This is a genomic window from Streptomyces sp. Sge12, from assembly GCF_002080455.1.
In the GTDB taxonomy this organism is placed as follows: domain Bacteria; phylum Actinomycetota; class Actinomycetes; order Streptomycetales; family Streptomycetaceae; genus Streptomyces.
On sequence record NZ_CP020555.1, the window covers coordinates 4,389,827 to 4,411,567 of the forward strand.

The window sequence follows — 21,741 nt, forward strand, 5'->3', positions numbered from 1 at the left end:
ATCGAGTGCGTGGAACACCGTGCTCTCTCCCGCCTCGCCGCCCCTGCCGTCGCCGCCCTGCTCGCCCTCACCGCGGGGTGTACGGGCGACACGGTGCAGGGGCGGCCGGGCGCGTCGGGGCTGCGCGATCCGTACTTCCCGCGCGCCGGGAACGGCGGCTACCAGGTCGACCACTACGCGCTGGACCTGGACTACGACCCCGCCGACGGGCAGTTGCACGGTACGGCCGTGATCACGGCCCGCGCCGAGCAGGGGCTCAGCTCCTTCAACCTCGACCTCAGCGGTCTCAACGTCGAGGGCGTGACCGTCCAGGGCGAGGGGGCCCGGTACAACCGGACCGGCAACGAGCTGACCGTGCGCCCCGCCGAGGACCTGAAGAAGGGCGAGGTCTTCCGTACGGAGGTCGAGTACAGCGGCAGGCCGAAGCCCCTCGTGGATCCGGACGGCTCCAAGGAGGGCTGGATCACCACCGAGGACGGCGCGGTCGCCGTCGGCGAGCCGGTCGGTTCGATGACCTGGTTCCCCGGCAACCACCACCCCAGCGACAAGGCCGCCTACGACATCACCCTCACCGTTCCGCGCGGCTACGAGGCCGTGTCGAACGGCGAGCTGCGCTCCCGTACCGAGGACGCGGACGGGCGGACCGCCTTCGCGTGGCACAGCCCGGAGCCGATGGCGAGCTATCTGGCGACCGCGGTGATCGGGCCGTACAAGGTGACGACCGGGCGGACGCCCTCGGGCGTCGGCCTCTACAGCGCGGTGGCACCGGGGGAGGGGGCCGCCGGTTCGGGGCCGCTCGCGCGGCTGCCGGAGATGGTGGAGTGGGGCAGCGGCCGGTTCGGCCCGTACCCCTTCGCGTCCGCGGGCGCGATCGTGGTGCCCGCCGGGACCCTCGGCTACGCGCTGGAGACCCAGGGCCGGCCGGTCTTCCCCGGTGCGCCGACCGAGGACGAGCTCGTCGTGCACGAGCTGGCCCACCAGTGGTTCGGGAACTCGGTGTCACCGAAGTCCTGGAAGGACATGTGGCTCAACGAGGGCTTCGCGACCTACGCCGAGTGGCTGTGGGCCGAGGACCACGACGGGCCCACGGCGCAGGAGTACTTCGAGGCCTTCCGGACCGGTGACACGGACGTCGACCGGGACGCCGACGGCGACTGGTACGCCTTCCCGCCGGCTGCTCCGCCCCGGCCCGAGGACATCTCCGCGGAGCCGGTGTACTACCGGGGTGCGATGGTGCTGCACCGGATCCGCCAGGAGGTGGGCGACGAGAAGTTCTTCGCCCTGGTGCGCGGCTGGGTCGCCGACCACCGGCACGGGAACGCGAGCACGGCCGATTTCACGGCCTACGCCGAGAAGGAGACGGGTCACGACCTGAAAAGGGTCTGGGACGTGTGGCTGTACGGGAAGGACCGCCCCAAGTAGCCCGGCCCGGCGGGGCAATCGCCCCGTCGCCCTGCGGCCCGTCGCGCCGCGCCGTGCCCCGCCCCCGCTACGGGGCTTCGAGCGGCTTGCGCAGCACGGTGCAGTCGCGGCCCATCTCGCGGTCCTTGGCCCTGCGCAGCGGGAGGTACCCCTGGGACTGCCAGAAGGCCAGTGCCTTGGGGTTGTTGTCGAGTACGGCGATCCGTACGCCCGTGCGTCCGGCGGCGCGGAAGCGGTCCTCGACCAGGGCGGCCACGGCACGCCCGTACCCCTCGCGGTGGGCGGTGGCGTCGATGAGCAGCAGGCCGATCCACGGGTCCGGGTCGTCGGCGGCGGGTGCCTGCGCGAGCGTGGCGGCCAGGCCGACGAGGCGGCCGGCCGAGCGGGCGAGGAGTACCTCGGCGCTGTCGTGGGCCAGTTCGTCGGCGAGCGCGGCGGCGACCTGTTCGACCGTGATGCGGTCCGGGTCGGGGAAGTCGCCGCTGAGTTCGAAGAAGGCGTGGTTCGTCGAGTAGAGGGCGGCGATCTCGGTGAGGACCGGGCCGGGGAGGGCGCCGTCGACGGGGACGAGCGGTTGCAGGATCACCTGTCGAACGGTAGCGAAGCCCCCTCCCCGGACGGCCGGGAGGGGGAATCGCCGGTGTTGGTGTCCGGCAGGTCCCGGGCGTGCCGGACCTGCCGAACCGGGCCCGCGGACCGACCGCGGGCCCCTCACTGACCCGTGCGAGGGATCAGACGTTGACGCCGAAGTCCTGCGCGATGCCGGTGAGGCCGGAGGCGTAACCCTGGCCGACCGCGCGGAACTTCCACTCGGCGCCGCTGCGGTAGAGCTCGCCGAAGACCATGGCGGTCTCGGTCGCCGCGTCCTCGGAGAGGTCGTAGCGGGCGATCTCGGCGCCGCCGGCCTGGTTCACGACGCGGATGTACGCGTTGCGGACCTGGCCGAAGTTCTGGCTGCGGGCCTCGGCGTCGTAGATGGAGACCGGGAAGACGATCTTGTCCACGTCGGCCGGGAGGCCGGCGAGGTTGACGTTGATGGCCTCGTCGTCGCCCGCGCCCTCGCCGGTGCGGTTGTCACCGGTGTGGACGATGGTCTGGTCCGGGGTGGACTTGTTGTTGAAGAAGACGAAGTGGCCGTCGGAGACGACCTTGCCCGTCGGGTTGACCGCGATCGCCGAGGCGTCGAGGTCGAAGTCGACACCGGTCGTCGTACGGACGTCCCAGCCGAGGCCGACCGTGACGGCAGCGAGGCCGGGGGCCTCCTTCGTGAGCGAGACGTTGCCGCCCTTGGACAGGCTGACAGCCATGGGAATGTCCCTTTCCTCATCCAACATGCACGTACAGGCGGTCAAACTACCGCTGCCCCCTATAACGCGACGAGAGGCCGGTCGGGTTCCCGTCGTGAATTGTCCGTGACGGCGAATCTCCGCGGGCCGCACGAGCGGGGCCGGTAAATGAGGGTGACGGCGGCGGTGCCGGGGGCGGATCATAGGGGCATGCCTGGTCCTTATGTCATCCGCGGTTCGGTCGTGCTCCCCGAGGGAGAGCTCGCCTGGCGGTTCTCGCGTTCCTCCGGACCGGGCGGTCAGCACGTGAACACCTCGGACTCGCGTGCGGAGCTCCTGTTCGACCTGGCGGCCACGAAGGCGCTGCCCGAGGTGTGGAAGGAGCGGGCGCTGGAGCGGCTCGCCACGAGGCTGGTGGACGGGGTGGTGACCGTACGGGCCTCCGAGCACCGCTCGCAGTTGCGCAACCGGGAGATGGCGCTGGTCCGGCTGGCCTCGCTGCTGGCCGAGGCGACGGCGCCGCCGCCGAAGCAGCGCCGGGCGACCAAGATCCCGCGCGGGATCAACGAGCGCCGGCTGCGCGAGAAGAAGGCGCGGGCCGAGACCAAGCGCGGCCGCACCGGCCGGGACTGGTAACCCCGCCCGTGCCCGACCTGCCCGGCTTACGAGCCCTGCCCGGCCCCCCGGCCCTGCCTGCCCTACCGGCCCTGCCTGTCGTGCCCGCCCTGCCTGTCGTGCCCGCCCTGCCCGGCCCCCCGGCCCAACCGGGTCTACGAGCCCAGGTGCCGGTAGCGCCCGCGGAAGTACGTCAGCGGGCCCGAGTCCGGGGCGGGCAGGCCGGCCGTCAGGACCCGGCCGACGACCAGGGTGTGGTCGCCCGCCTCGACGCGGTTCTCCGTCCGGCATTCCAGGGTCGCCAGGGCGCCGGTCAGCAGGGGTGCGCCGGAGGCCCCGCCGCGTACGTAGGGCAGGTCCGCGAAGAGCAGCCGGTCGCTGATGCGGCCCTTCATCGCGAAGCGGCCCGCGACCTGGAGCTGGTGGTCGGCGAGCACCGAGACCGCCCACAGGGGCTGTTCCGCCAGCAGGTCGTCCATCCGGGAGCCCTCGCGCAGGCTCACCAGGACCAGCGGTGGGTCCAGGGACACGGACATGAAGGCGGTCGCCGTCATACCGACGTCCTCGCCGCGCGGGCCGTCCGCCGTCAGCGGGGGCTCGTGCGCCGTGATCAGGCACACGCCCGCCGCCAGCCGGGACATCGCGGCCCGGAACTCGTCATTGCTCACTCCCTCAGCATGGGGGGTTCCGTGGGGCGCGGTGGGTACGGGGGTCGTCTTCAGCACGTTGAAACGCTAATCTCGCCCTTCCGCGCCGCACATCGGGCCCTGGTCCGAGTCGCGTCCCCGCCCCTCGGCCTAGGCCCCGGCGTATCGTTTGCTCTCGGGAATGGGAGGGAGCGCTCCCAGTCGTCGACGGACCCACAGCGCACCGATATTCACCTGATGTGACTTGAGTCACAGAGGGCAAGATTTGTTGACCCTGTGTACCTGCCGCACAGCTCACTGTGATTCAGTGGACGGGACACCGCAACGAAACGCCGATGACAAACCTGGAGTTGCTGTCGAGGTCTCGGGGAGAGCGAGCAATGGAGACCGAGTCGGAGCCGTACGTCCGTCTTGCGACCCTGCGGCAGCTGCACCGGGTGGTGGCCGAGCTCAATACGGCCAGGAGCCTGGCGGACACTCTGCAGACCGTCGTGGACGGCATCGTCGTGGGCCTCGGCTACGAACTCGCCTGTGTCAACCTCGTTCGCCCGGACGGTGATCTCGTCGTCGCCGCGTTCGCCGGCGACCCCGCCGCGGAGGCCCTCATCACCGGCCGGGTCGGCTCCCGCGCATCCTGGGAACGCCGCCTGACGATGGGTGAGAACTGGGACGGACTCAGATTCATCCCGCACACCGAGGGCTGGGTCCTCATGGAGGACGACGTCCCCCAGTGGCACACCGACGGCCCCGATCCGCGCTTCGAGGACGAGTGGCACCCCGAGGACCGGCTCTACGCCCCCATGTATGCGTCCGGCGGGGAACTTCTGGGTGTCATTTCGGTGGACAGACCGCGCAACGGCCGCCGGCCCGGCGCCTGGGGCCGTGAAGCGCTCCAGATGTACGCCTTCCAGGCGGCGATTGCGATCAGCAATGCCAGGCTCCGCGCGAACATGCAGCGCGCCCTCGTCCGGCTGGAGCGCGAGCAGCAGGCGCTGCGGGCCAGTGAAGAGTCGTTCCGCCAGGCCTTCGAGTACGCGCCCAGCGGCATGGCGATCGCCGAGATGGGCGGGGACCAGCACGGTCGGCTGCTGCGGACCAATGACGCGCTGTGCCGGCTGCTCGGCAGGCCCGCCTCCGTGCTGCGCCGCTACTCCTTCTCCGACCTGGTCCACCCCGAGGACATCGGGACGCTGCTGCGGACCTCCGCCGAGGGCGGCCGCGCCGAGCTGCGCCTGGGCCGCCGCGACGGCACGTATGTATGGGTCTCGCTGCGCAACTCCGTCGTCGCCGACGCCGCCGACGGGCCGCGGTTCCTGCTCACGCACGTCGAGGACATCGAGGAGCGCAAGCGGCACGAGCTCCAGCTCGCCCACCGCGCCAGTCACGACTCGCTGACCGGCCTGCCCAACAGCGCCGAGCTGCGGGCCCGGCTCGGCGCGCGGCTGTGCCGCAGGCCACAGTCCGTACGGGCCACCGCGGTCGAGGCGCTGGACGCGGCCTTCGAGGGGCGCGACGCCTACGAGGGCCACACGGGGCACGTGGGGCACGACGGGCTCCCGGTGGGGGCGGAGGCGGGTGGTGCCGGTGAGCACGGGTTTCACCCCGACGGCCCCGACCGCTTTCCCGGGGCCGACCCCTTCGAGTTCCCCGGGGCGCCGCCCGCCCCGTCGGACGGGCCGTACGACCACCACGTGCACACGGTGGCGCCCGCCACCGACATCGACGACGGCACGAAGGGGCTCGCGGTCCTCTTCTGCGATCTCGACGGGTTCAAGTCGATCAACGACCGGTTCGGGCACCACACGGGCGACGCGGTCCTGATCGAGGTCGCCCGGCGGCTGACGACCGGCGTCAGGGACGGTGACACCGTCGCCCGGCTGGGTGGTGATGAATTCGTCGTTCTCGCGGACGGCCTGGGCGCGGCGGACGCCGCCGACCTCGCGGTCCGGCTGCGCAACGCGATCATCCCGCCGATCAGGGTCGACGGCCGTGCGGTGCGGGTCGGAGCCAGTTTCGGCATCGGCTGGGCGAGCTGCGGGATGTCCGCGGACGAGGTGCTGCGCTCCGCCGACCAACGGATGTATATCGAGAAAAGGTCCCGGTCGAAGGCCCATCGCAGGGCCGGCTGAGGCGGTCTGCCGCTCGTGGGTGCACGTGTTCGGGGTAGGCTCCCGGGGGTCGAAAGGAGTGACCTGCGATGACGACGCCCGCGAACAACGGCCCGCACGGTGGGGCGAACAAGCCCGAGGACGACGATCCGTTCGGGTATCTCTACGCGGACGGCCAGGCTGCCGGAGCCACACCGCCAGGTCAGGGCGGCGCATACGGCTACCCGGGACCCGCGGCGGGTGGTCCTTCCGGCGCGCAGCCCGGAGTTCCCCGCACCTCGCACCACCAGGTGCGGACGGTCGGCGAGCGCCGCAACGGCGGCCAGCGCGGCCAGGTGCCCGCGCAGCAGCCCCCCGCGTACCCGCAGTACCAGGCCCCCGAAGCGCTCCAGGCGGGCGGCTACGGCGTCCCGCAGCAGGCGCAGCCCCCGCAGCACCCGACCCAGACGGTCCCCCAGCCGGGCGGTCACGGTCATGGTCACGGCGGTGGCGGTGGCTCCAGCCGCCGGGGTCTGCTGATCGCAGCGGTCGCGGTGGTCGCCGTGGTCGTGATCGGCATCGTCGCGGCGTTGCAGTTCGGCGACGAGGACAAGGGCAAGGACAACGCGTCCCCGACGGGCGGCCAGCAGTCGGCGGCCCCCCAGAAGTCCTCCAGCCCGGCCCCGAGCGAGAAGCCGTCGCAGGCCCCGCTGCCGAAGGCCGACTTCGCCGGCAGCGGCATGTCCCTCACGGGCGGTGCGGTGCTGCAGAACACGGTGCCGGGCGCGAAGAGCGAGGGCGGCCAGTACGTGGGCGGCCTCAACGCGCAGGGCGCGGCGGCCACCTGGTCGCTGGACGTCCCCAAGGCGGGCAAGTACAAGCTGAAGATGACCTACGGGGTGCCGGGCAAGGACGCCAACACCACGCTGACCATCAACGGCGAGGCGCAGACCCGGCCGGTCAACATGGCGAACTTCTCGAAGGCCGCCGCGGGCGACTGGGCCAAGGGCTGGACCAACACCTACTCGCTGGTGGAGCTCAAGCAGGGCGCCAACACGATCAAGATCTCGTGCGAGGCGGGCAACCAGTGCGATGTCGTCCTCGACCAGCTCTGGCTGGAGCAGGGCTGATCCGCCCCGCGCCCCCGTCGGCCGGCCCGGGCTAGGCCGTCGTGATCTTCACCGACCCCCGTACCTCCTCGTAGGTGCGGGGGTCGAATGCTCCCGCCACCGGGGCCAGGACCGTGGCCGCCGAGAGGGCGACCGCGCGGGTGAGGCGGGCGGGCCAGTCCAGGCCCTCGGCCACCGCCGACAGCAGGCCCGCGACCGCGGAGTCGCCGGCTCCGGTGGGGTTGCCGGCGAGCGGGCGCGGCGGGGCCGCCTGCCAGGTGCCCTCGGCGGTGGCGGCCAGCAGGCCGTCCGGGCCGAGGGAGGTGACCACCGCGTGGGCGCCGCGGCGGCGGGCGTCGCGGGTGGCGGGGAGCGGGTCGCGGGATCCGGTGAGCTCGGCCAGTTCGGCGGCGTTCGGCTTGATGATCTCGGGGCGGGCGGCGACCCCGCGGCGCAGGGCCTCGCCGCTGGTGTCCAGGAGGACGGGTACCCCGGCGGCGCGGGCCGAGCGCACGAGCAGCGCGTACGCGCCCACGGGCACGCCCGGCGGGAGGCTGCCGCACAGGGCCACGGCGCGGGCGCCGTGGACGAGGTCCTCGTAGTGCGCGAGGAAGCGCGACCACTCGGCGGCCGTGATCAGCGGGCCCGGCTCGTTGAACTGGGTGGTGTCGCCGGAGGCGGCGTCGGCCACGGCCACGGTGCGTCGGGTGGTGCCGGCGCAGGGCACCAGGGCGTCGACCACTCCGGGGGACTGGGCGAGCAGTGCGCGGACGACGGAGCCGACCGGGCCGCCGGCGAAGCCCGTCGCGGTCACCTCGTGGCCGAGGGCGGCCAGGACGTGGGCGACGTTGATCCCCTTGCCGCCGGGGCGTTCGGCGACGGCGGAGACCCGGTGCGTGGCGTGCGGAAGCAGCCGCGGCACCTGGTACGTGACGTCGAGCGCGGTGTTGAGCGTCACGGTAAGGATCATGGGCACTCCCGGGTCTGTTGCTGCCGGGATCATGCCAAACACAAGGCGGTCGGCCCAGTCCTCGGGCCGACCGTTTTCCCTGCGTACAGCCGCTTGGCCGTCAGATCGCCGGTCCTGCGGGCGGGCTGACGATCCATTCGCCGCGCCGCATGACGCCCTTGACGTCGAATGCGGCGTCCAGGACGACGAGGTCCGCGTACTTGCCGGGCTCCAGCGAGCCGATCTCGTCGTAGAGGCCGATCAGCTTGGCCGGGTTGGCGGAGATCGCCTGGACCACGGACTCCACCGGCAGGTTGTCGAGGGTCACCGAGCGCTTGAAGGCGGTGTCCAGGGTCAGCGTCGAGCCGGCGATCGAGCCGCCCTCCACGAGCCGGGCCACGCCGTGCTTGACCTCGACCTCCAGCGGGCCGAGGTGGTAGGTCCCGTCGCCGAAGCCGGCCGCGTCCATCGCGTCGGTGATCAGCGCCACACGGTGCGCGCCCGCGTGGTGGAAGGCCAGTTCCAGGGCCGCCGGGTGCAGGTGGGTGCCGTCGTTGATCAGCTCGACGGTGATCCGCTCGTCCTCCAGCAGCGCGGCGATCGGGCCGGGCTCGCGGTGGGCGAGGGGCGGCATCGCGTTGAAGAGGTGGGTGGCCACCGTCGCGCCCGCGTCGATGGCGGCGCGGGTCTGCTCGTAGGTGGCGTCCGTGTGGCCGATCGCGGCGATGACCCCGTGCTCGGCGAGCAGCCGGACGGAGTCCAGGCCGCCCGGCAGTTCGGTGGCGAGGGTGAACATGCGGGCGGCGCCGTGCGCGGCGTCGATCAGCTTGCGGACCTCGGCCGGGTCGGGGTCGCGGAGCAGGTCCTCCTTGTGCGCGCCCTTGCGGCAGGGGTTGATGAAGGGCCCCTCGAAGTGGATGCCGGCGATCTCGCCCGCTTGCGTCAGTTCGGCGAGCAGGGCGGCGCGGCGGGCCAGTTCGTCGAGGTCCCCGGTGACGGTGGAGGCGACGAGGGTGGTGGTGCCGTGCTCGCGGTGGGTGCGGACGCCCTTGAGGACGTCCTCGGCGGTGCCGGAGGTGAAGGAGGCGCCGCCGCCCCCGTGGTTGTGCATGTCGACGAAGCCCGGGACGATCCAGTGCCCGGACAGGTCGACGGTGGTGGTGGCGTCGTGGGCGCTGCCCGCGATGCGGTCGCCGTCGACGATGACCCGGCCGCCCGCCACCGTGCCGGTGGGCAGCACCACCCTGGCGCCCGAAAGAACAGTGCTGTGTGCGCTTCCGGACATCAGGCCGGTACCTCCGTGGCGAGTAGGTCCCAGGCGAGCAGCCCTGCGCCCAGGCATCCGGCGGTGTCCCCGAGGGCCGCCGGCACGATGTGGGGGAGCCGCTGGAACGTCACGCGCTCCTCCACGGCCGTCCGTAGTGGTGTGAACAAGGTTTCCCCCGCCTCCGCCAGCCCGCCACCGATGATCAGCGTGCGCGGGTCCAGCAGGGTGATCGCGGTGACCAGGCCGTCGGCGAGGGCGCCGACGGCGGCCAGCCACACCTCCCGGGCGCGCGCGTCGCCGGACTCGACGGCCTTGGCGCAGTCCGCCGCGTCGGCCTCGGGGTCGCCGGAGGCGGCCGCCCAGGCGCGGCTGACGGCCGCGGCGGAGGCGAGGGTCTCCAGGCAGCCGTGCTGGCCGCAGCCGCAGGCGGGGCCGCCGGGGCGCACCACGATGTGCCCGATCTCGCCCGCGTAGCCGTGGGCGCCGGCCTCGATGCGGCCGGCGATGCCGATGGCTCCGGCGATGCCGGTGCCCAGCGGGACGAAGAGGAAGCGGTCGGCGCCCCGGCCGGCGCCGATGCGGCCCTCCGCGAGTCCGCCCGTGCGCACGTCGTGGCCGAGGGCCACCGGGATGCCGCCGAGGCGTCTGCTGAGCAGGGTCCGCATCGGTACGTCCCGCCAGCCGAGGTTCGCCGCGTAGACGGCGATCCCGTGCTCGGAGTCGACGATGCCGGGGACGGCGACGCCGGCGGCCGACGCGGGCCGCCCGAAGCGGTCCCGGCCGGTGTCGAGCAGCTCGGCGGCGAAGTCCTGGATCGTCTCGACGACGGCGTCGGGGCCCCGGTCGCGGCCGGTGGCGCGGCGCGCTTCGTGGAGCAGGGTGCCGTCCTCGGCGACGAGGGCGGCCTTCATCCCGGTGCCGCCCACATCGAGGGCGATGACGTGTTTCACGGGTTTCACAGAGACAGTCTCGCGTGCTCGGCGGGGAAAGGTCTAGTCCATTGAGGGGGATTGTTGAGTGGCCATACAAAATCGGGACCCCGGTCGGGAGCCCGATGTGGACGAGCCGCCAAAGTGGTGTAGACCTTACGTGGATCGTACGTACAACAAGGGGTGGATGGAGAACTGTGAACGGCCGTTACCTGAGCCTGGCCGCGTCCGGCGCCGCACTGTGCCTGACAGCCGTGACGCTGACGGGCTGCGGAGCCGTCGGAGGACTCACCGGAGACAACGAGGTGACCCTGCGGGTCGTGGCGGCCGACTACGGGGACAATCCGCAGAACTCCTCGCAGGCCTACTGGAAGGACCTCGCCGCGGGCTTCGAGCAGGCCAACCCGGGCACCAAGGTCGAGGTCAGCGTCTACTCCTGGTCCGAGGTCGACGCCAAGGTCGCCGAGATGGTCAAGGCCGGCAAGGCCCCCGACATAGCCCAGATCGGCGCCTACGCCGACTACGCGGCCGCCGACAAGCTGTACTCGACGGCCGAGCTGCTCTCCGTGAAGACCGAGGCCGACTTCCTGGGCCCGCTCGCGGACGCCGGCAAGGTCAAGCAGGTCCAGTACGGGATGCCCTTCGTGGCCAGTACCCGGCTGCTCTTCTACAACGAGAAGCTGCTGGCCGACGCCGGAGTGATCGGCAAGGACGCCAAGGGCTGGCAGCCGAAGAGCTGGGCGGACCTGGAGGCGGCCGCCAAGAAGCTCAAGGCCGCGGGCGTGCCCACCCCCTTCGCGCTGCCGCTGGGCCGCGAGGAGGCGCAGGCCGAGACGATGATGTGGATGCTCGCGGGCGGTGGCGGCTACACCGACAACGAGGAGCAGTACTCCATCGACTCCGCCGACAACGTCAAGGCGCTGGAGTTCCTGCGGGACAAGATGGTCGGCCAGGGCCTGACCGGCCCCGTCGAGCCCGGCAAGCTGGACCGGCAGGCCGCCTTCGAAGGCTTCACCAAGGGCGAGGTCGGCATGCTCAACGGGCACCCGACGCTGCTCAAGCAGGCCGAGGCCAAGGGTGTGAAGTTCGGCATGGTGCCGCTGCCGACCGCCACCGGCTCCGAGGAGCCCGCCATGGGCGTCGCGGACTGGATCATGGCCTTCAAGACCGGCCACCGCGAGCAGTCCGGCAAGTTCCTGGACTTCCTGTACCAGCCGAAGAACGTGACGGCCTTCACCGACAAGTACGACCTGCTGCCCGCCACCACCAGCGGCTACCAGGCCAAGCAGACCGCGACCGCCGGCAACGCCCCGCAGCTGAAGCCCTTCCTGACGGCCCTGCCCGGCTCGCGGCTCTACCCGGTCGGCAAGAAGTCCTGGGCCGGCGTCAGCGAGGACATCAAGCAGAACATCGGCAAGACCGTCCAGCCGGGCGGACAGCCGGCGAAGGTCCTCGAGGACATCGCGACGGCCGCCCGCGCGGCGGACCCGCGCTGAGCAGTGGCGCCGCGCCGGGTGTCAGACGGCGGCGTTAATCTGGCGGTATGACGGACGAGGGGCAGCTGACGGCCACCGAGGCCGCGGTGCTCGCGTACGAGTCACGCACCTGGCCCGGGCCCGGAGCCAAGGAGCGGGCCATCCGCGAAGGACTGGGGATGGCCCCCGTCCGCTACTACCAGCTGCTCAACGCGCTCATGGACGATCCGCGGGCGCTGGCCCACGCCCCGGGCACCGTCAACCGGCTGCGCAGGATCCGCGAGGCCCAGCGAGCCCGGCGATAGCCGTAGCCGTCGCACCGCTGGGCCGTTAGGGTCGTGCTTATGGGGAGCCATCCGCACGATCTGCCGATGCCCGTCACCGCAGCCGGACGCGAGGGACTCGAAGCCCTCCTCCGCGCGCCTCGCCGGTCCGTGGTCGCCCTGGACTTCGACGGCACCCTCGCCGACATCGTCCCGGACCCGGACCAGGCCCGGGCCCACCCGGGAGCCGTCCCGGCCCTGTCCGCACTCGCCCCCGAGGTCGACTCGGTGGCCGTGATCACCGGCCGCCCGGCCGGCGTCGCCGTCCGCTACGGCGGCTTCGCCGGGGTACCCGGACTGGAACACATGGTCGTCCTCGGCCACTACGGGGCCGAACGCTGGGACGCCGTCAGCGGCATCGTCCACGCCCCCGCCGAGCACCCCGGGGTGGCGGCGGTCCGGGCCGAGCTGCCGGGGTTCCTGGACTCGATCGGCGCCTGGCGCGGCACCTGGATCGAGGAGAAGGGCCGGGCCCTGGCCGTCCACACCCGCCGGGCGGAGAACCCGGCGGCGGCGTTCGCGGCGCTGCGGGAGCCGCTGGCCGAGCTGGCGGCGCGGCACGGGCTGATGGTCGAACCGGGGCGCGCGGTGCTGGAGCTGCGGCCGCCGGGCATGGACAAGGGCGTCGCCCTGACGGAGTTCCTGGCGGAGCGGGACGCGGGGGCGGTGCTGTACGCGGGCGACGACCTGGGTGACCTCGCCGCCTACGCGGCCGTGGAGAAGGGCCGTACGGACGGGCTGCCGGGGGTGCTGGTGTGCAGTGGCTCCGCGGAGGTGCCGGAGCTGGCCTCCCGCGCCGACCTCGTCCTCCCGGGTCCGGGCTCGGTGGCCGGCTTCCTGGCCGCCCTGGCCGAAGCCATCCGCCGCTGAGCCTCCGCCGCCGGGGGCTCTGCCCCCGGACCCCCGCGCCTCAAACGCCGGCGAGGCTGGATTTGACCGGTGCCGCCGGAAAGTTCAGCCCCTCCGGCGTTCGAGGAGCGGGGTCCGGGGCAGCGCCCCGGCAACGGCGCCGCAGGGTGGTCAGTCGGCAAGCGCCGAGAGCTGGGCCGTGAACCAGGCCGTCGGGGGGAGGGACGTCGCCGCCGCCGCGAGGCGCTTGGTGCGTTCCGCGCGCTCGGCCATCGGCATCGACAGCGCCGCGTGCAGCGCATCCGCCGTCGCCGTCACGTCGTACGGGTTCACCGTCAGCGCGTCCTGGCGGAGCTCCTCGTACGCCCCCGCCCCGGTGGACAGCACCAGCACGCACCCCGCCTCCGACACCACCGGGATCTCCTTCGCCACCAGGTTCATCCCGTCCCGCACCGGGTTCACCAGCGCCACGTCCGCCAGCCGGTACGCCGCCAGGGAGCGCGCGAAGTCGTCCTTCACCGACACCAGCACCGGCTGCCAGTCCTCCGTACCGAACTCCGCGTTGATCTCCTCGGCCAGCTCCGCCACCGCCGCCGTGTACTCCCGGTACACCCGCAGGTCCTGCCGCGACGGGTACGCCGACGCCAGGTGGACCACCCGGCCGTGCCACTGCGGGCGCGTGGTCAGCAGCTCCCGGTACGCCAGCAGGCCGCGCAGGATGTTCTTCGACAGCTCGGTGCGGTCCACGCGGACGATCGTCCGCAGGCCGTCCACCTCTGCCCGCAGCTCCGCCAGCTTGTCATTCACCTCCGGCCGGTGCGCCAGCGCCCGCAGCTCGTCGCCGTCCACGCCCAGCGGGTACGCCCGCACGCTCGTGGTGCGGGCGGGCCACACCGAGTACCGGTGGTGCTCCACGACCGAGCCCTCGCGGACCTCGGCCTGCCCCCACGCGTCGTCCAGCCGCGCCGAGCCGAGGAACTCGGCCGCCCAGGCCTCGGTGTGGAAGCCGAGCACGTCCGCGCCGAGCATCCCCCACAGCAGGGTCTCGCGGACCACGTCCGGCAGCATCGAGAGGTAGGCGGGCGCGGCCCACGGGGTGTGCGTGAAGTGCGCGATCCGCAGGTCGGGGCGCAGCACCCGGAGCAGTCCCGGGACCAGCGCCAGGTGGTAGTCCTGCACCAGCACCGACGCGCCCTGCCCGGCCTCCTCGGCCAGGGCCTCGGCGAAGGCCTGGTTGTAGCGCTCGTACGACTCCCACCGGCGGCGGAACTCCGCGTCGAAGACCGGCTCGCGCGGGATGTCGTAGAGGTGGTGGTGGGTGAACCACAGCACAGAGTTGGCGATGCCGTTGTACGCGTCGTCGTACATGGTGGGATCGATATCCAGCATGCGGACGCCCGGTTCGGCGACGCCCCGCCGGACCGCCTCGCGGTCCGCGTCCGAGAGTGCCGCGCAGATCCACAGCGCGTCCGGTTGCTCGGCGAGAGCGGTGGAGAGTCCGGAGACGAGACCGCCCCCGCCGCGCCGGGCGCTGAGCGTCCCGTCCTCGGCGAGGGCGTAGGAGAGGGGGCCGCGGTTCGCTGCAACGAGTACCTGGGAAGCCATGCGGCCAACCTAGCCCGGCCCGCGCCCCCTCAAACCGTACGATCGCTCACGCCACGCGACGCAGCGCGTACTCCTTGATGCCCGCCATCGGCGGCCGCTCCTCGGTGTCCACCGGGTACGTCCGCGGTACGAAGCCCTCCGGTCCGCGCTCGAACTGCGTCAGCTCCGGCCGTACGAGGTGTCCGCGCGAGAGCCGTACCTGGGCGGTGCGGTAGATCGCCGCGGCCATCCGGCCCAGCGCCTGCCCGTCCTGATGGCGGTGGATCCGTACGCCCACGTCCACCTGGGCCAGCGCGTCCAGCCCGACCGTGTGCAGCGCGTCGACCAGCAGGCCCAGCTCGACGCCGTACCCGACGGGGAACGGCAGCCGTTCCAGCAGGCAGCGGCGTACGGCGTACTCGCCGCCCAGCGGCTGGACGAAGCCGGCCAGCTGCGGCCAGTGCAGGTTCAGGAGCGGGCGGGCGACCAGCTCGGTGACGCGGCCGCCCTGGCCGGGGGTCCTGCCGGGGGCGAGCCCGTCGAATTCCGGGCCCAGCGGCCGGTCGTACATCGCCTTGACGAACTGCACGTCCGGATCGGTGAGCAGCGGGCCCACGATCCCGGAGACGAAGGTGGCGGAGAAGTCCCGCAGGTCGGCGTCGACGAAGCAGACGATGTCCCCGTCGGTGGCCAGCAGCGAGCGCCACAGCACCTCGCCCTTGCCGGGCAGCGCCGGGATGCGGGGCAGCACCTCGTCGCGGTGCACCACCCGGGCCCCGGCCTTCGCCGCGACCTCGGCGGTGCGGTCGCTGGAGCCCGAGTCGAGGACGACCAGTTCGTCGACCAGGGGGACGGGCAGTCCCTCGATCAGCTCACGCCGGATCACTTCGACGATCGCGCCGACCGTCGCCTCCTCGTCCAGCGCGGGCAGCACCACGCTGACCGTGGTCCCGGCCGCCCGTTTCCGGTCGAGCAGCTGGTCGAGCGGTCGGTCGGCGGCGGACCAGGAGCGGTCGGCCAGCCATCGCTCCACCTCTTCCAGCACCCTCAGCACTCCCTGCGTGTCGGCGATATCCGCCGGTATGTGATCCATCTCGAGGTTCGGACGCCTGTCTCAACCGCCCGGCCCTTCGGTTACAGTCTTGAACAACGCGAAGGGCCACCGCATGCCGGGGGTCCTCGTGACAAACGCCCGGGCGCGCCGAAGAGCGCGTCGCCCGGTGCCATACCGCTCATCCAGAGGGGCAGAGGGACACGGCCCGTTGAAGCCCCGGCAACCCTCCAGTCGGTTCTCGCGATCGCGCACATCAGCGACGTCAGCGAGGTCCCCGGCTAGGGAAGGTGCCAATTCCGTCTCATGGCGAAGTGCGCCATGGGGAAGATGAGGAGAAAGGGCCTCGCCATCATGGCTGCACAGACTGTCGCCACCTCTGTTGATCTCGGACCTGCCACCGGCCTTTCCTGTCGCGAGTGCGGTACCCGTTTCGAGCTCGGCCCCATCTTCGCGTGCGCCGAGTGCTTCGGACCGCTGGAAGTCGCCTACGACCTCCCGACCGGTGACCCCGAGACCCTGCGCGCCGCGATCGAGGCCGGCCCCAACAACATCTGGCGCTACGCGCCGCTGCTGCCCGTCCCCGCGGACGTGGCCGCCAAGCCCAGCCTGAACCCCGGCTTCACCAAGCTCGTGGACGCGGCCAACCTGGCCAAGGAGCTGGGCGTCACCGGCAAGCTGTACGTCAAGGACGACTCCGGCAACCCGACGCACTCCTTCAAGGACCGCGTCGTGGCCATCGCCGTCGAGGCCGCCCGTGCCTTCGGCTTCACCACCCTGTCCTGCTCCTCGACCGGCAACCTGGCCGGCGCCGTCGGCGCCGCGGCCGCCCGGGCCGGCTTCCGCTCCTGCGTGTTCATCCCGCACGACCTGGAGCAGGGCAAGGTCGTCATGGCCGGTGTGTACGGCGGCGACCTGGTCGGCATCGAGGGCAACTACGACGACGTCAACCGCTTCTGCTCCGAGCTCATCGGCGACCCGCTGGGCGAGGGCTGGGGCTTCGTCAACGTCAACCTCCGTCCGTACTACGGCGAGGGCTCCAAGACCCTGGCGTACGAGATCTGCGAGCAGCTCGGCTGGCAGCTGCCCGACCAGATCGTGATCCCGATCGCGTCCGGCTCCCAGCTGACGAAGATCGACAAGGGTCTGCAGGAGCTCATCAAGCTGGGCCTGGTCGAGGACAAGCCGTACAAGATCTTCGGTGCGCAGGCCGAGGGCTGCTCCCCGGTGTCGACCGCGTTCAAGGCCGGTCACGACGTGGTCCGCCCGCAGAAGCCGAACACCATCGCCAAGTCCCTCGCGATCGGCAACCCGGCGGACGGTCCGTACGTCCTGGACATCGCGCGCCGCACCGGCGGTTTCGTCGAGGACGTGAACGACGAGCAGGTCGTCGAGGCCATCAAGATCCTCGCGCAGACCGAGGGCATCTTCGCCGAGACCGCGGGCGGCGTGACCGTCGGCGTGACGAAGAAGCTCATCGACAACGGGCAGCTCGACCCGACGCTGACCACCGTCGTCCTCAACACCGGTGACGGCCTCAAGACCCTGGAGGCGGTGGCCGCGGACAGCGGGCAGACCGCCACCATCCGCCCGAGCCTGGACGCGTTCCGCGCCGCCGGCCTGGCCTAGGGGGTGTCCGGCGGGTCAGGGCCGGGTCCCCGGCCCGCCCGGCACCGCGCCTTGCCGCGTTGTCGTCGGTCGCCGACGCTCCGCGTCGACTCCCTCCTCCGCCTTGCAATGCACGGCACCAGACGACCCGGGGACCCGGCCCTGACCCGCCGGACACCCCCTCTCCCCGCCCTACCGGAAAGGCAGTAGCGCCATGAGCGTCAACGTCCGCATCCCCACCATCCTGCGCACCTACACCGGCGGCGCCGCCGAGGTCCCCGCCGAGGGCGCGACCCTCGCCGAGGTCATCGAGTCCCTGGAGAAGAGCCACCCGGGGATCGCCGCGCGCGTCCTGGACGACCAGGGCAAGCTGCGCCGTTTCGTGAACGTCTACGTGAACGACGACGACGTGCGCTTCGAGGGCGGGCTGCAGGCGGCGACGCCGGACGGCGCCGGCGTCTCGATCATCCCGGCCGTGGCGGGCGGTTGCTGAATGCCCGGATCCCCGGGATCACCTGACTGGTGACACGCGCAAACCGAAATTGCCCCCTCCGCTAGAAGCGGAGGGGGCAATTCTGCTTGATTGGGCACGGTAGGGTTGGGGAAGTCCCCTCCGCTGTTCTTGCCCCCTGCATATGAACGGGCCGCGCAAGGGTCGACATCGGGCCAACATGCGAGTGCGGTATGGGGCTTTGGCGAGATATGCCCGGCCCGAGTTGCCCGGGAGTATGGCAAATTTTCACTCTATTTCAATGTTTCTCGGTGTCCAGAATTCTCATCGGATTGACCTGTTGCAGACAGCATCCGCGCAGATACATTCAGCCTCGGTCGACGCGTTCCGACGCAAGTTCTGACCCGGGATCGCGAAGTGCGTTCCTGCGCAAGGGCCAGTAATAGGGGAGTTAGGCATGGCTCAGGGCACCGTCAAGTGGTTCAACGCGGAGAAGGGCTACGGCTTCATCGCGGTCGACGGTGGTGCGGATGTGTTCGTCCACTACAGCGCCATCCAGATGGACGGGTACCGCACCCTTGAAGAGGGTCAGCGGGTCGAGTTCGAGATCTCGCAGGGCCAGAAGGGTCCGCAGGCGGACATGGTCAAGCTCGCACTCGGCTAGTCCTGGCGCGATCGACCGCCGACGCACAGTGTGCATCGAAGACCTGGAACACCATGAGGGGCCCACATCCTGGACACGGGATGGGGGCCCCTCCTGCGTATGCCCGGTAGTGGCGGGGCTTTGCACCAAGCCGCTTGCACTCGAGGGGGTCGAGTGCTAATCATTGGCGTTAGCACTCTCCACGTGAGAGTGCTACTGAAACGAGGACCGGGTCGGTGAGGCCCGCAGGGTCCGGTGGGAAGGAACCGCCGGGCACGCAGGCCGTCCGTCGCGGGCGCGGGCGCGGTCCTGGGAGCAATCCACCGCTGTCCGGGAGGACCACTTCAGATGGCCAAGATCATTGCGTTCGACGAGGAGGCCCGTCGCGGCCTCGAGCGTGGGATGAACCAGCTCGCCGACGCCGTCAAGGTCACCCTTGGCCCCAAGGGTCGCAACGTCGTCCTTGAGAAGAAGTGGGGCGCCCCCACGATCACCAACGATGGTGTCTCCATCGCCAAGGAGATCGAGCTCGAGGACCCGTACGAGAAGATCGGCGCCGAGCTGGTCAAGGAAGTCGCCAAGAAGACGGACGACGTCGCCGGCGACGGTACGACCACGGCCACCGTCCTGGCCCAGGCGCTCGTCCGCGAGGGCCTGCGCAACGTGGCCGCCGGTGCCAACCCGATGGCCCTCAAGCGTGGTATCGAGAAGGCCGTCGAGGCCGTCTCCGCCGCCCTGCTCGCCCAGGCCAAGGATGTCGAGACCAAGGAGCAGATCGCTTCGACGGCCTCCATCTCCGCCGCCGACACCCAGATCGGCGAGCTCATCGCCGAGGCCATGGACAAGGTCGGCAAGGAAGGCGTCATCACCGTCGAGGAGTCCCAGACCTTCGGTCTGGAGCTGGAGCTCACCGAGGGCATGCGCTTCGACAAGGGCTACATCTCGGCGTACTTCGCCACCGACATGGAGCGCATGGAGTCGTCCCTGGACGACCCGTACATCCTGATCGTCAACTCCAAGATCGGCTCGGTCAAGGACCTGCTGCCGCTCCTGGAGAAGGTCATGCAGTCCGGCAAGCCGCTGCTGATCATCGCCGAGGACGTCGAGGGCGAGGCGCTCTCCACCCTCGTCGTCAACAAGATCCGTGGCACCTTCAAGTCCGTCGCCGTCAAGGCCCCGGGCTTCGGTGACCGCCGCAAGGCCATGCTCGGTGACATCGCCATCCTCACGGGCGGCACGGTCATCTCCGAGGAGGTCGGCCTCAAGCTGGAGAACGCCGGTCTCGACCTGCTCGGCCGCGCCCGCAAGGTCGTCATCACCAAGGACGAGACCACCATCGTCGACGGTGCCGGTGACAGCGACCAGGTCCAGGGTCGCGTCAACCAGATCCGCGCCGAGATCGAGAACTCCGACTCGGACTACGACCGCGAGAAGCTCCAGGAGCGCCTCGCGAAGCTGGCCGGCGGCGTGGCCGTCATCAAGGCCGGTGCCGCGACCGAGGTCGAGCTCAAGGAGCGCAAGCACCGCATCGAGGACGCCGTTCGCAACGCGAAGGCGGCCGTCGAGGAGGGCATCGTCGCCGGTGGTGGCGTGGCCCTGCTCCAGGCCTCCGCGGTCTTCGAGAAGCTGGAGCTCGAGGGTGACGAGGCGACCGGCGCCAACGCCGTGAAGCTCGCCCTGGAGGCCCCGCTCAAGCAGATCGCCGTCAACGGTGGTCTCGAGGGTGGCGTCGTCGTCGAGAAGGTGCGCAACCTCCCGATCGGTCACGGCCTGAACGCCGCGACCGGCGAGTACGTCGACATGATCGCCGAGGGCATCATCGACCCGGCGAAGGTCACGCGCTCCGCGCTGCAGAACGCCGCGTCGATCGCCGCGCTGTTCCTGACGACCGAGGCCGTCATCGCCGACAAGCCCGAGAAGGCCGGCGCCGGTGCGCCGGGCGGCATGCCGGGCGGTGACATGGACTTCTGATCGACCCCGGCTCCGGCCACTGGTTGATCGGCTGTTCTCGAACGAGGGCGGCACCCCCACGGGGGTGCCGCCCTCGGGCGTTTCGCCGGGGGCGGCCTCAGGCGGCGGGGTGCGCGATGAAGGTGACCTCTTCGTGGTCCCCGCCGAGGGCGATGTTCAGTCCGGCGTCCAAGGCGTGCGCGAGGCGGCGCAGCAGGGGCAGGGGTCCCGGTGCGATGTGCATACCAAGGAGTGAAACGGGTCGGCGCCGTTGATGCGGGGTGCGGTGGAAGACTGGGCGCATGAGCGATCTCTTCGTCAAGATCTGCGGCTTGAAGACCGCGCACGACGTCGACGTGGCCGTGGCGGCCGGGGCCGACGCCGTCGGGTTCGTCTTCGCGCCCGGCAGTCCGCGTACGGTCGATGCCGCGGTCGCGCGGGAGCTCGCCGCGCGGGTGCCGGACGGTGTGCTCACCGTCGGGGTGTTCCGGGGGCAGTCGGTGGCGCAGGTGCGCCGGTTCGCCGAGGAGAGCGGGGTGCGCGGGGTGCAGCTGCACGGCGAGGAGGGCCCCGAGGACTTCGCGGCGCTGCGCGCCGACGGCCGGACCCTGCTGCGGGCCACCGCCGAGCACGTGGAGCGCTGCGGCGAGTACGGCGAGGACCTGCTGCTGCTGGACGCTCCCGACCCGGGCTCAGGCAAGCCGTGGAACTGGGGCTCGGCGGACTTCACCGCGCCCGAGGGGCGCTGGCTGCTGGCCGGCGGCCTGAACCCGGGCAATGTGCGGGAGGCGGTCCGGGTGACCGGCGCCTGGGGCGTGGACGTGTCCAGCGGGGTGGAGCGGGAGCGCGGCGTGAAGGCGCCGGAGCTGATCCGCGCCTTCATCGAGACGGCCAGGGCCACCCTCTAGTACCGGCGAGCAGGGTGACGATCACGAAGGCCGTGCGGCGGGTCCTGGCGAGGGTCATGAGGTCGGTCCTCGGTGGTGTCGGGGAAGGGGGCCGACCTCCATTGCGCCCCCGTGCGGGCGCCCGCGTCACGGCGCGGACATTCGGGGCTTGACGGGGCGCCCTCCCGGGCCGGGAGGGCGGGAGCCAGGGTGTCAGAAGCCGGGGCCGAAGCCGATGGCCCGGCCGTCCTCCTCGACGGCCTCGACGTCCTGCATCTCCCGCAGGGCCTTGACCTGGGCGGGGCTCAGCCGGGCGGAGAAGCCGTGCAGGACGGTGCGGTAGACGTGTACGGGGGTGGCGTCGACCCGCTCGGCCACGGAGGCCGGGTCGACTTCCTCCCGCACGGTGACGATGTACGTGGCGTGGTCGGCGGGAGCCGTGTGCGGTACGGGTTCCGGCACGTCGGCGGTGGCCGCAGCCACGGGCAGGGCGGCGACGGCGGCCAGTACGGCGACGGCCACGGTCAGGGTTCGGCTCAGACGGATGCGCATGGCCCGAGGCCATCACGCGCGGCCGGGCGGGTCAACGAAGCCCGCGGGTGTGGCGGG

Annotated in this window: 22 protein-coding genes and 1 riboswitch; of the genes, 12 read left to right on the plus strand and 10 right to left on the minus strand. The window is 71.6% G+C overall.

What is annotated here, in order from left to right:
- The first annotated feature begins 9 nt into the window (after positions 1-9).
- Positions 10-1,422 (plus strand): M1 family metallopeptidase, encoded by a 1,413-nt coding sequence (locus tag B6R96_RS19680; protein WP_081523081.1) that lies wholly within the window; start codon positions 10-12, stop codon positions 1,420-1,422.
- A 67-nt stretch (positions 1,423-1,489) separates the two neighbouring features.
- Here the strand turns inward: B6R96_RS19680 and B6R96_RS19685 are convergent, their stop codons facing one another.
- Positions 1,490-2,008 carry a GNAT family N-acetyltransferase gene (locus B6R96_RS19685; RefSeq protein ID WP_081523082.1) on the minus strand — a complete coding sequence of 173 codons (519 nt, stop codon included), beginning with the start codon at positions 2,006-2,008 and terminating at the stop codon, positions 1,490-1,492.
- Between the two features lie 145 nt (positions 2,009-2,153).
- Positions 2,154-2,729, minus strand: coding sequence for a TerD family protein (locus B6R96_RS19690; RefSeq protein ID WP_030387311.1), 576 nt, complete (start codon positions 2,727-2,729; stop codon positions 2,154-2,156).
- A gap of 189 nt (positions 2,730-2,918) precedes the next feature.
- Here B6R96_RS19690 and arfB point away from each other — a divergent pair, with 189 nt between their 5' ends.
- Positions 2,919-3,344 carry an alternative ribosome rescue aminoacyl-tRNA hydrolase ArfB gene (gene arfB / locus B6R96_RS19695; RefSeq protein WP_053704488.1) on the plus strand — a complete coding sequence of 142 codons (426 nt, stop codon included), beginning with the start codon at positions 2,919-2,921 and terminating at the stop codon, positions 3,342-3,344.
- Positions 3,345-3,478: 134 nt separating this feature from the next.
- Here arfB and B6R96_RS19700 read toward each other — a convergent pair whose 3' ends face one another.
- Positions 3,479-4,048 carry a flavin reductase family protein gene (locus B6R96_RS19700; protein WP_078626406.1) on the minus strand — a complete coding sequence of 190 codons (570 nt, stop codon included), beginning with the start codon at positions 4,046-4,048 and terminating at the stop codon, positions 3,479-3,481.
- A gap of 302 nt (positions 4,049-4,350) precedes the next feature.
- On the opposite strand from B6R96_RS19700, the gene cdgB reads away from it, so the two are divergent.
- Entirely contained in the window at positions 4,351-6,099 is a 1,749-nt protein-coding gene (gene cdgB, locus B6R96_RS19705) for a diguanylate cyclase CdgB (RefSeq protein ID WP_030387314.1), read from the plus strand.
- Between the two features lie 68 nt (positions 6,100-6,167).
- Positions 6,168-7,187 carry a CBM35 domain-containing protein gene (locus tag B6R96_RS19710; protein WP_030387315.1) on the plus strand — a complete coding sequence of 340 codons (1,020 nt, stop codon included), beginning with the start codon at positions 6,168-6,170 and terminating at the stop codon, positions 7,185-7,187.
- Between the two features lie 31 nt (positions 7,188-7,218).
- Here B6R96_RS19710 and B6R96_RS19715 read toward each other — a convergent pair whose 3' ends face one another.
- From B6R96_RS19715 to B6R96_RS19725, 3 genes are all read right to left on the minus strand, one after another.
- Positions 7,219-8,136: a 1-phosphofructokinase family hexose kinase gene (locus B6R96_RS19715; protein ID WP_081523083.1), complete on the minus strand. Its 918-nt coding sequence runs from the start codon at positions 8,134-8,136 to the stop codon at positions 7,219-7,221.
- Positions 8,137-8,236: 100 nt separating this feature from the next.
- Positions 8,237-9,400: an N-acetylglucosamine-6-phosphate deacetylase gene (gene nagA, locus B6R96_RS19720; protein WP_081523084.1), complete on the minus strand. Its 1,164-nt coding sequence runs from the start codon at positions 9,398-9,400 to the stop codon at positions 8,237-8,239.
- Complete coding sequence (locus B6R96_RS19725; protein WP_052876175.1) at positions 9,400-10,332, minus strand: ROK family protein; 933 nt, start codon at positions 10,330-10,332, stop codon at positions 9,400-9,402. The genes nagA and B6R96_RS19725 overlap by 1 nt, the downstream gene beginning before the upstream one ends.
- 176 nt (positions 10,333-10,508) lie before the next feature.
- On the opposite strand from B6R96_RS19725, the gene B6R96_RS19730 reads away from it, so the two are divergent.
- From B6R96_RS19730 to otsB, 3 genes are read left to right on the plus strand one after another with little or no spacing between them, the layout of a single operon-like run.
- Positions 10,509-11,807 carry an extracellular solute-binding protein gene (locus tag B6R96_RS19730; protein ID WP_030387319.1) on the plus strand — a complete coding sequence of 433 codons (1,299 nt, stop codon included), beginning with the start codon at positions 10,509-10,511 and terminating at the stop codon, positions 11,805-11,807.
- A gap of 47 nt (positions 11,808-11,854) precedes the next feature.
- The gene (locus tag B6R96_RS19735) at positions 11,855-12,091 is read left to right on the plus strand and encodes a DUF3263 domain-containing protein (RefSeq protein ID WP_030387320.1); all 237 of its coding nucleotides are present in this window, start codon (positions 11,855-11,857) and stop codon (positions 12,089-12,091) included.
- Between the two features lie 39 nt (positions 12,092-12,130).
- On the plus strand, positions 12,131-12,979 hold the full coding sequence (gene otsB, locus B6R96_RS19740) for a trehalose-phosphatase (protein ID WP_081523085.1): 849 nt from the start codon (positions 12,131-12,133) through the stop codon (positions 12,977-12,979).
- A 150-nt stretch (positions 12,980-13,129) separates the two neighbouring features.
- On the opposite strand, the gene B6R96_RS19745 is transcribed toward otsB, so the two are convergent.
- Positions 13,130-14,563, minus strand: coding sequence for an alpha,alpha-trehalose-phosphate synthase (UDP-forming) (locus tag B6R96_RS19745; RefSeq protein ID WP_081523086.1), 1,434 nt, complete (start codon positions 14,561-14,563; stop codon positions 13,130-13,132).
- A 46-nt stretch (positions 14,564-14,609) separates the two neighbouring features.
- Positions 14,610-15,587 (minus strand): glucosyl-3-phosphoglycerate synthase, encoded by a 978-nt coding sequence (locus B6R96_RS19750; protein ID WP_081523087.1) that lies wholly within the window; start codon positions 15,585-15,587, stop codon positions 14,610-14,612.
- A 184-nt stretch (positions 15,588-15,771) separates the two neighbouring features.
- Positions 15,772-15,930: riboswitch (SAM riboswitch) on the plus strand.
- On the opposite strand from B6R96_RS19750, the gene thrC reads away from it, so the two are divergent.
- The 4 genes from thrC (at position 15,924) to groL (ending at position 20,266) form a co-directional block, all read left to right on the plus strand.
- Positions 15,924-17,222: a threonine synthase gene (gene thrC, locus B6R96_RS19755; protein ID WP_081525164.1), complete on the plus strand. Its 1,299-nt coding sequence runs from the start codon at positions 15,924-15,926 to the stop codon at positions 17,220-17,222. (Overlaps the previous riboswitch by 7 nt.)
- Before the next feature lie 193 nt (positions 17,223-17,415).
- On the plus strand, positions 17,416-17,694 hold the full coding sequence (locus tag B6R96_RS19760; protein ID WP_030387325.1) for a MoaD/ThiS family protein: 279 nt from the start codon (positions 17,416-17,418) through the stop codon (positions 17,692-17,694).
- Positions 17,695-18,109: 415 nt separating this feature from the next.
- Positions 18,110-18,316 carry a cold-shock protein gene (locus B6R96_RS19765; protein ID WP_030009783.1) on the plus strand — a complete coding sequence of 69 codons (207 nt, stop codon included), beginning with the start codon at positions 18,110-18,112 and terminating at the stop codon, positions 18,314-18,316.
- Positions 18,317-18,643: 327 nt separating this feature from the next.
- On the plus strand, positions 18,644-20,266 hold the full coding sequence (gene groL / locus B6R96_RS19770; RefSeq protein ID WP_030387326.1) for a chaperonin GroEL: 1,623 nt from the start codon (positions 18,644-18,646) through the stop codon (positions 20,264-20,266).
- 97 nt (positions 20,267-20,363) lie between these two features.
- Here groL and B6R96_RS38535 read toward each other — a convergent pair whose 3' ends face one another.
- Positions 20,364-20,489 (minus strand): hypothetical protein, encoded by a 126-nt coding sequence (locus B6R96_RS38535; protein WP_257789499.1) that lies wholly within the window; start codon positions 20,487-20,489, stop codon positions 20,364-20,366.
- A 58-nt stretch (positions 20,490-20,547) separates the two neighbouring features.
- Here B6R96_RS38535 and B6R96_RS19775 point away from each other — a divergent pair, with 58 nt between their 5' ends.
- Positions 20,548-21,153, plus strand: a complete 606-nt coding sequence (locus B6R96_RS19775; protein ID WP_081523088.1) for a phosphoribosylanthranilate isomerase — start codon at positions 20,548-20,550, stop codon at positions 21,151-21,153.
- Positions 21,154-21,345: 192 nt separating this feature from the next.
- Here B6R96_RS19775 and B6R96_RS19780 read toward each other — a convergent pair whose 3' ends face one another.
- Positions 21,346-21,684, minus strand: coding sequence for a protease inhibitor I9 family protein (locus B6R96_RS19780; protein ID WP_081523089.1), 339 nt, complete (start codon positions 21,682-21,684; stop codon positions 21,346-21,348).
- Between the last annotated feature and the right edge of the window lie 57 nt (positions 21,685-21,741).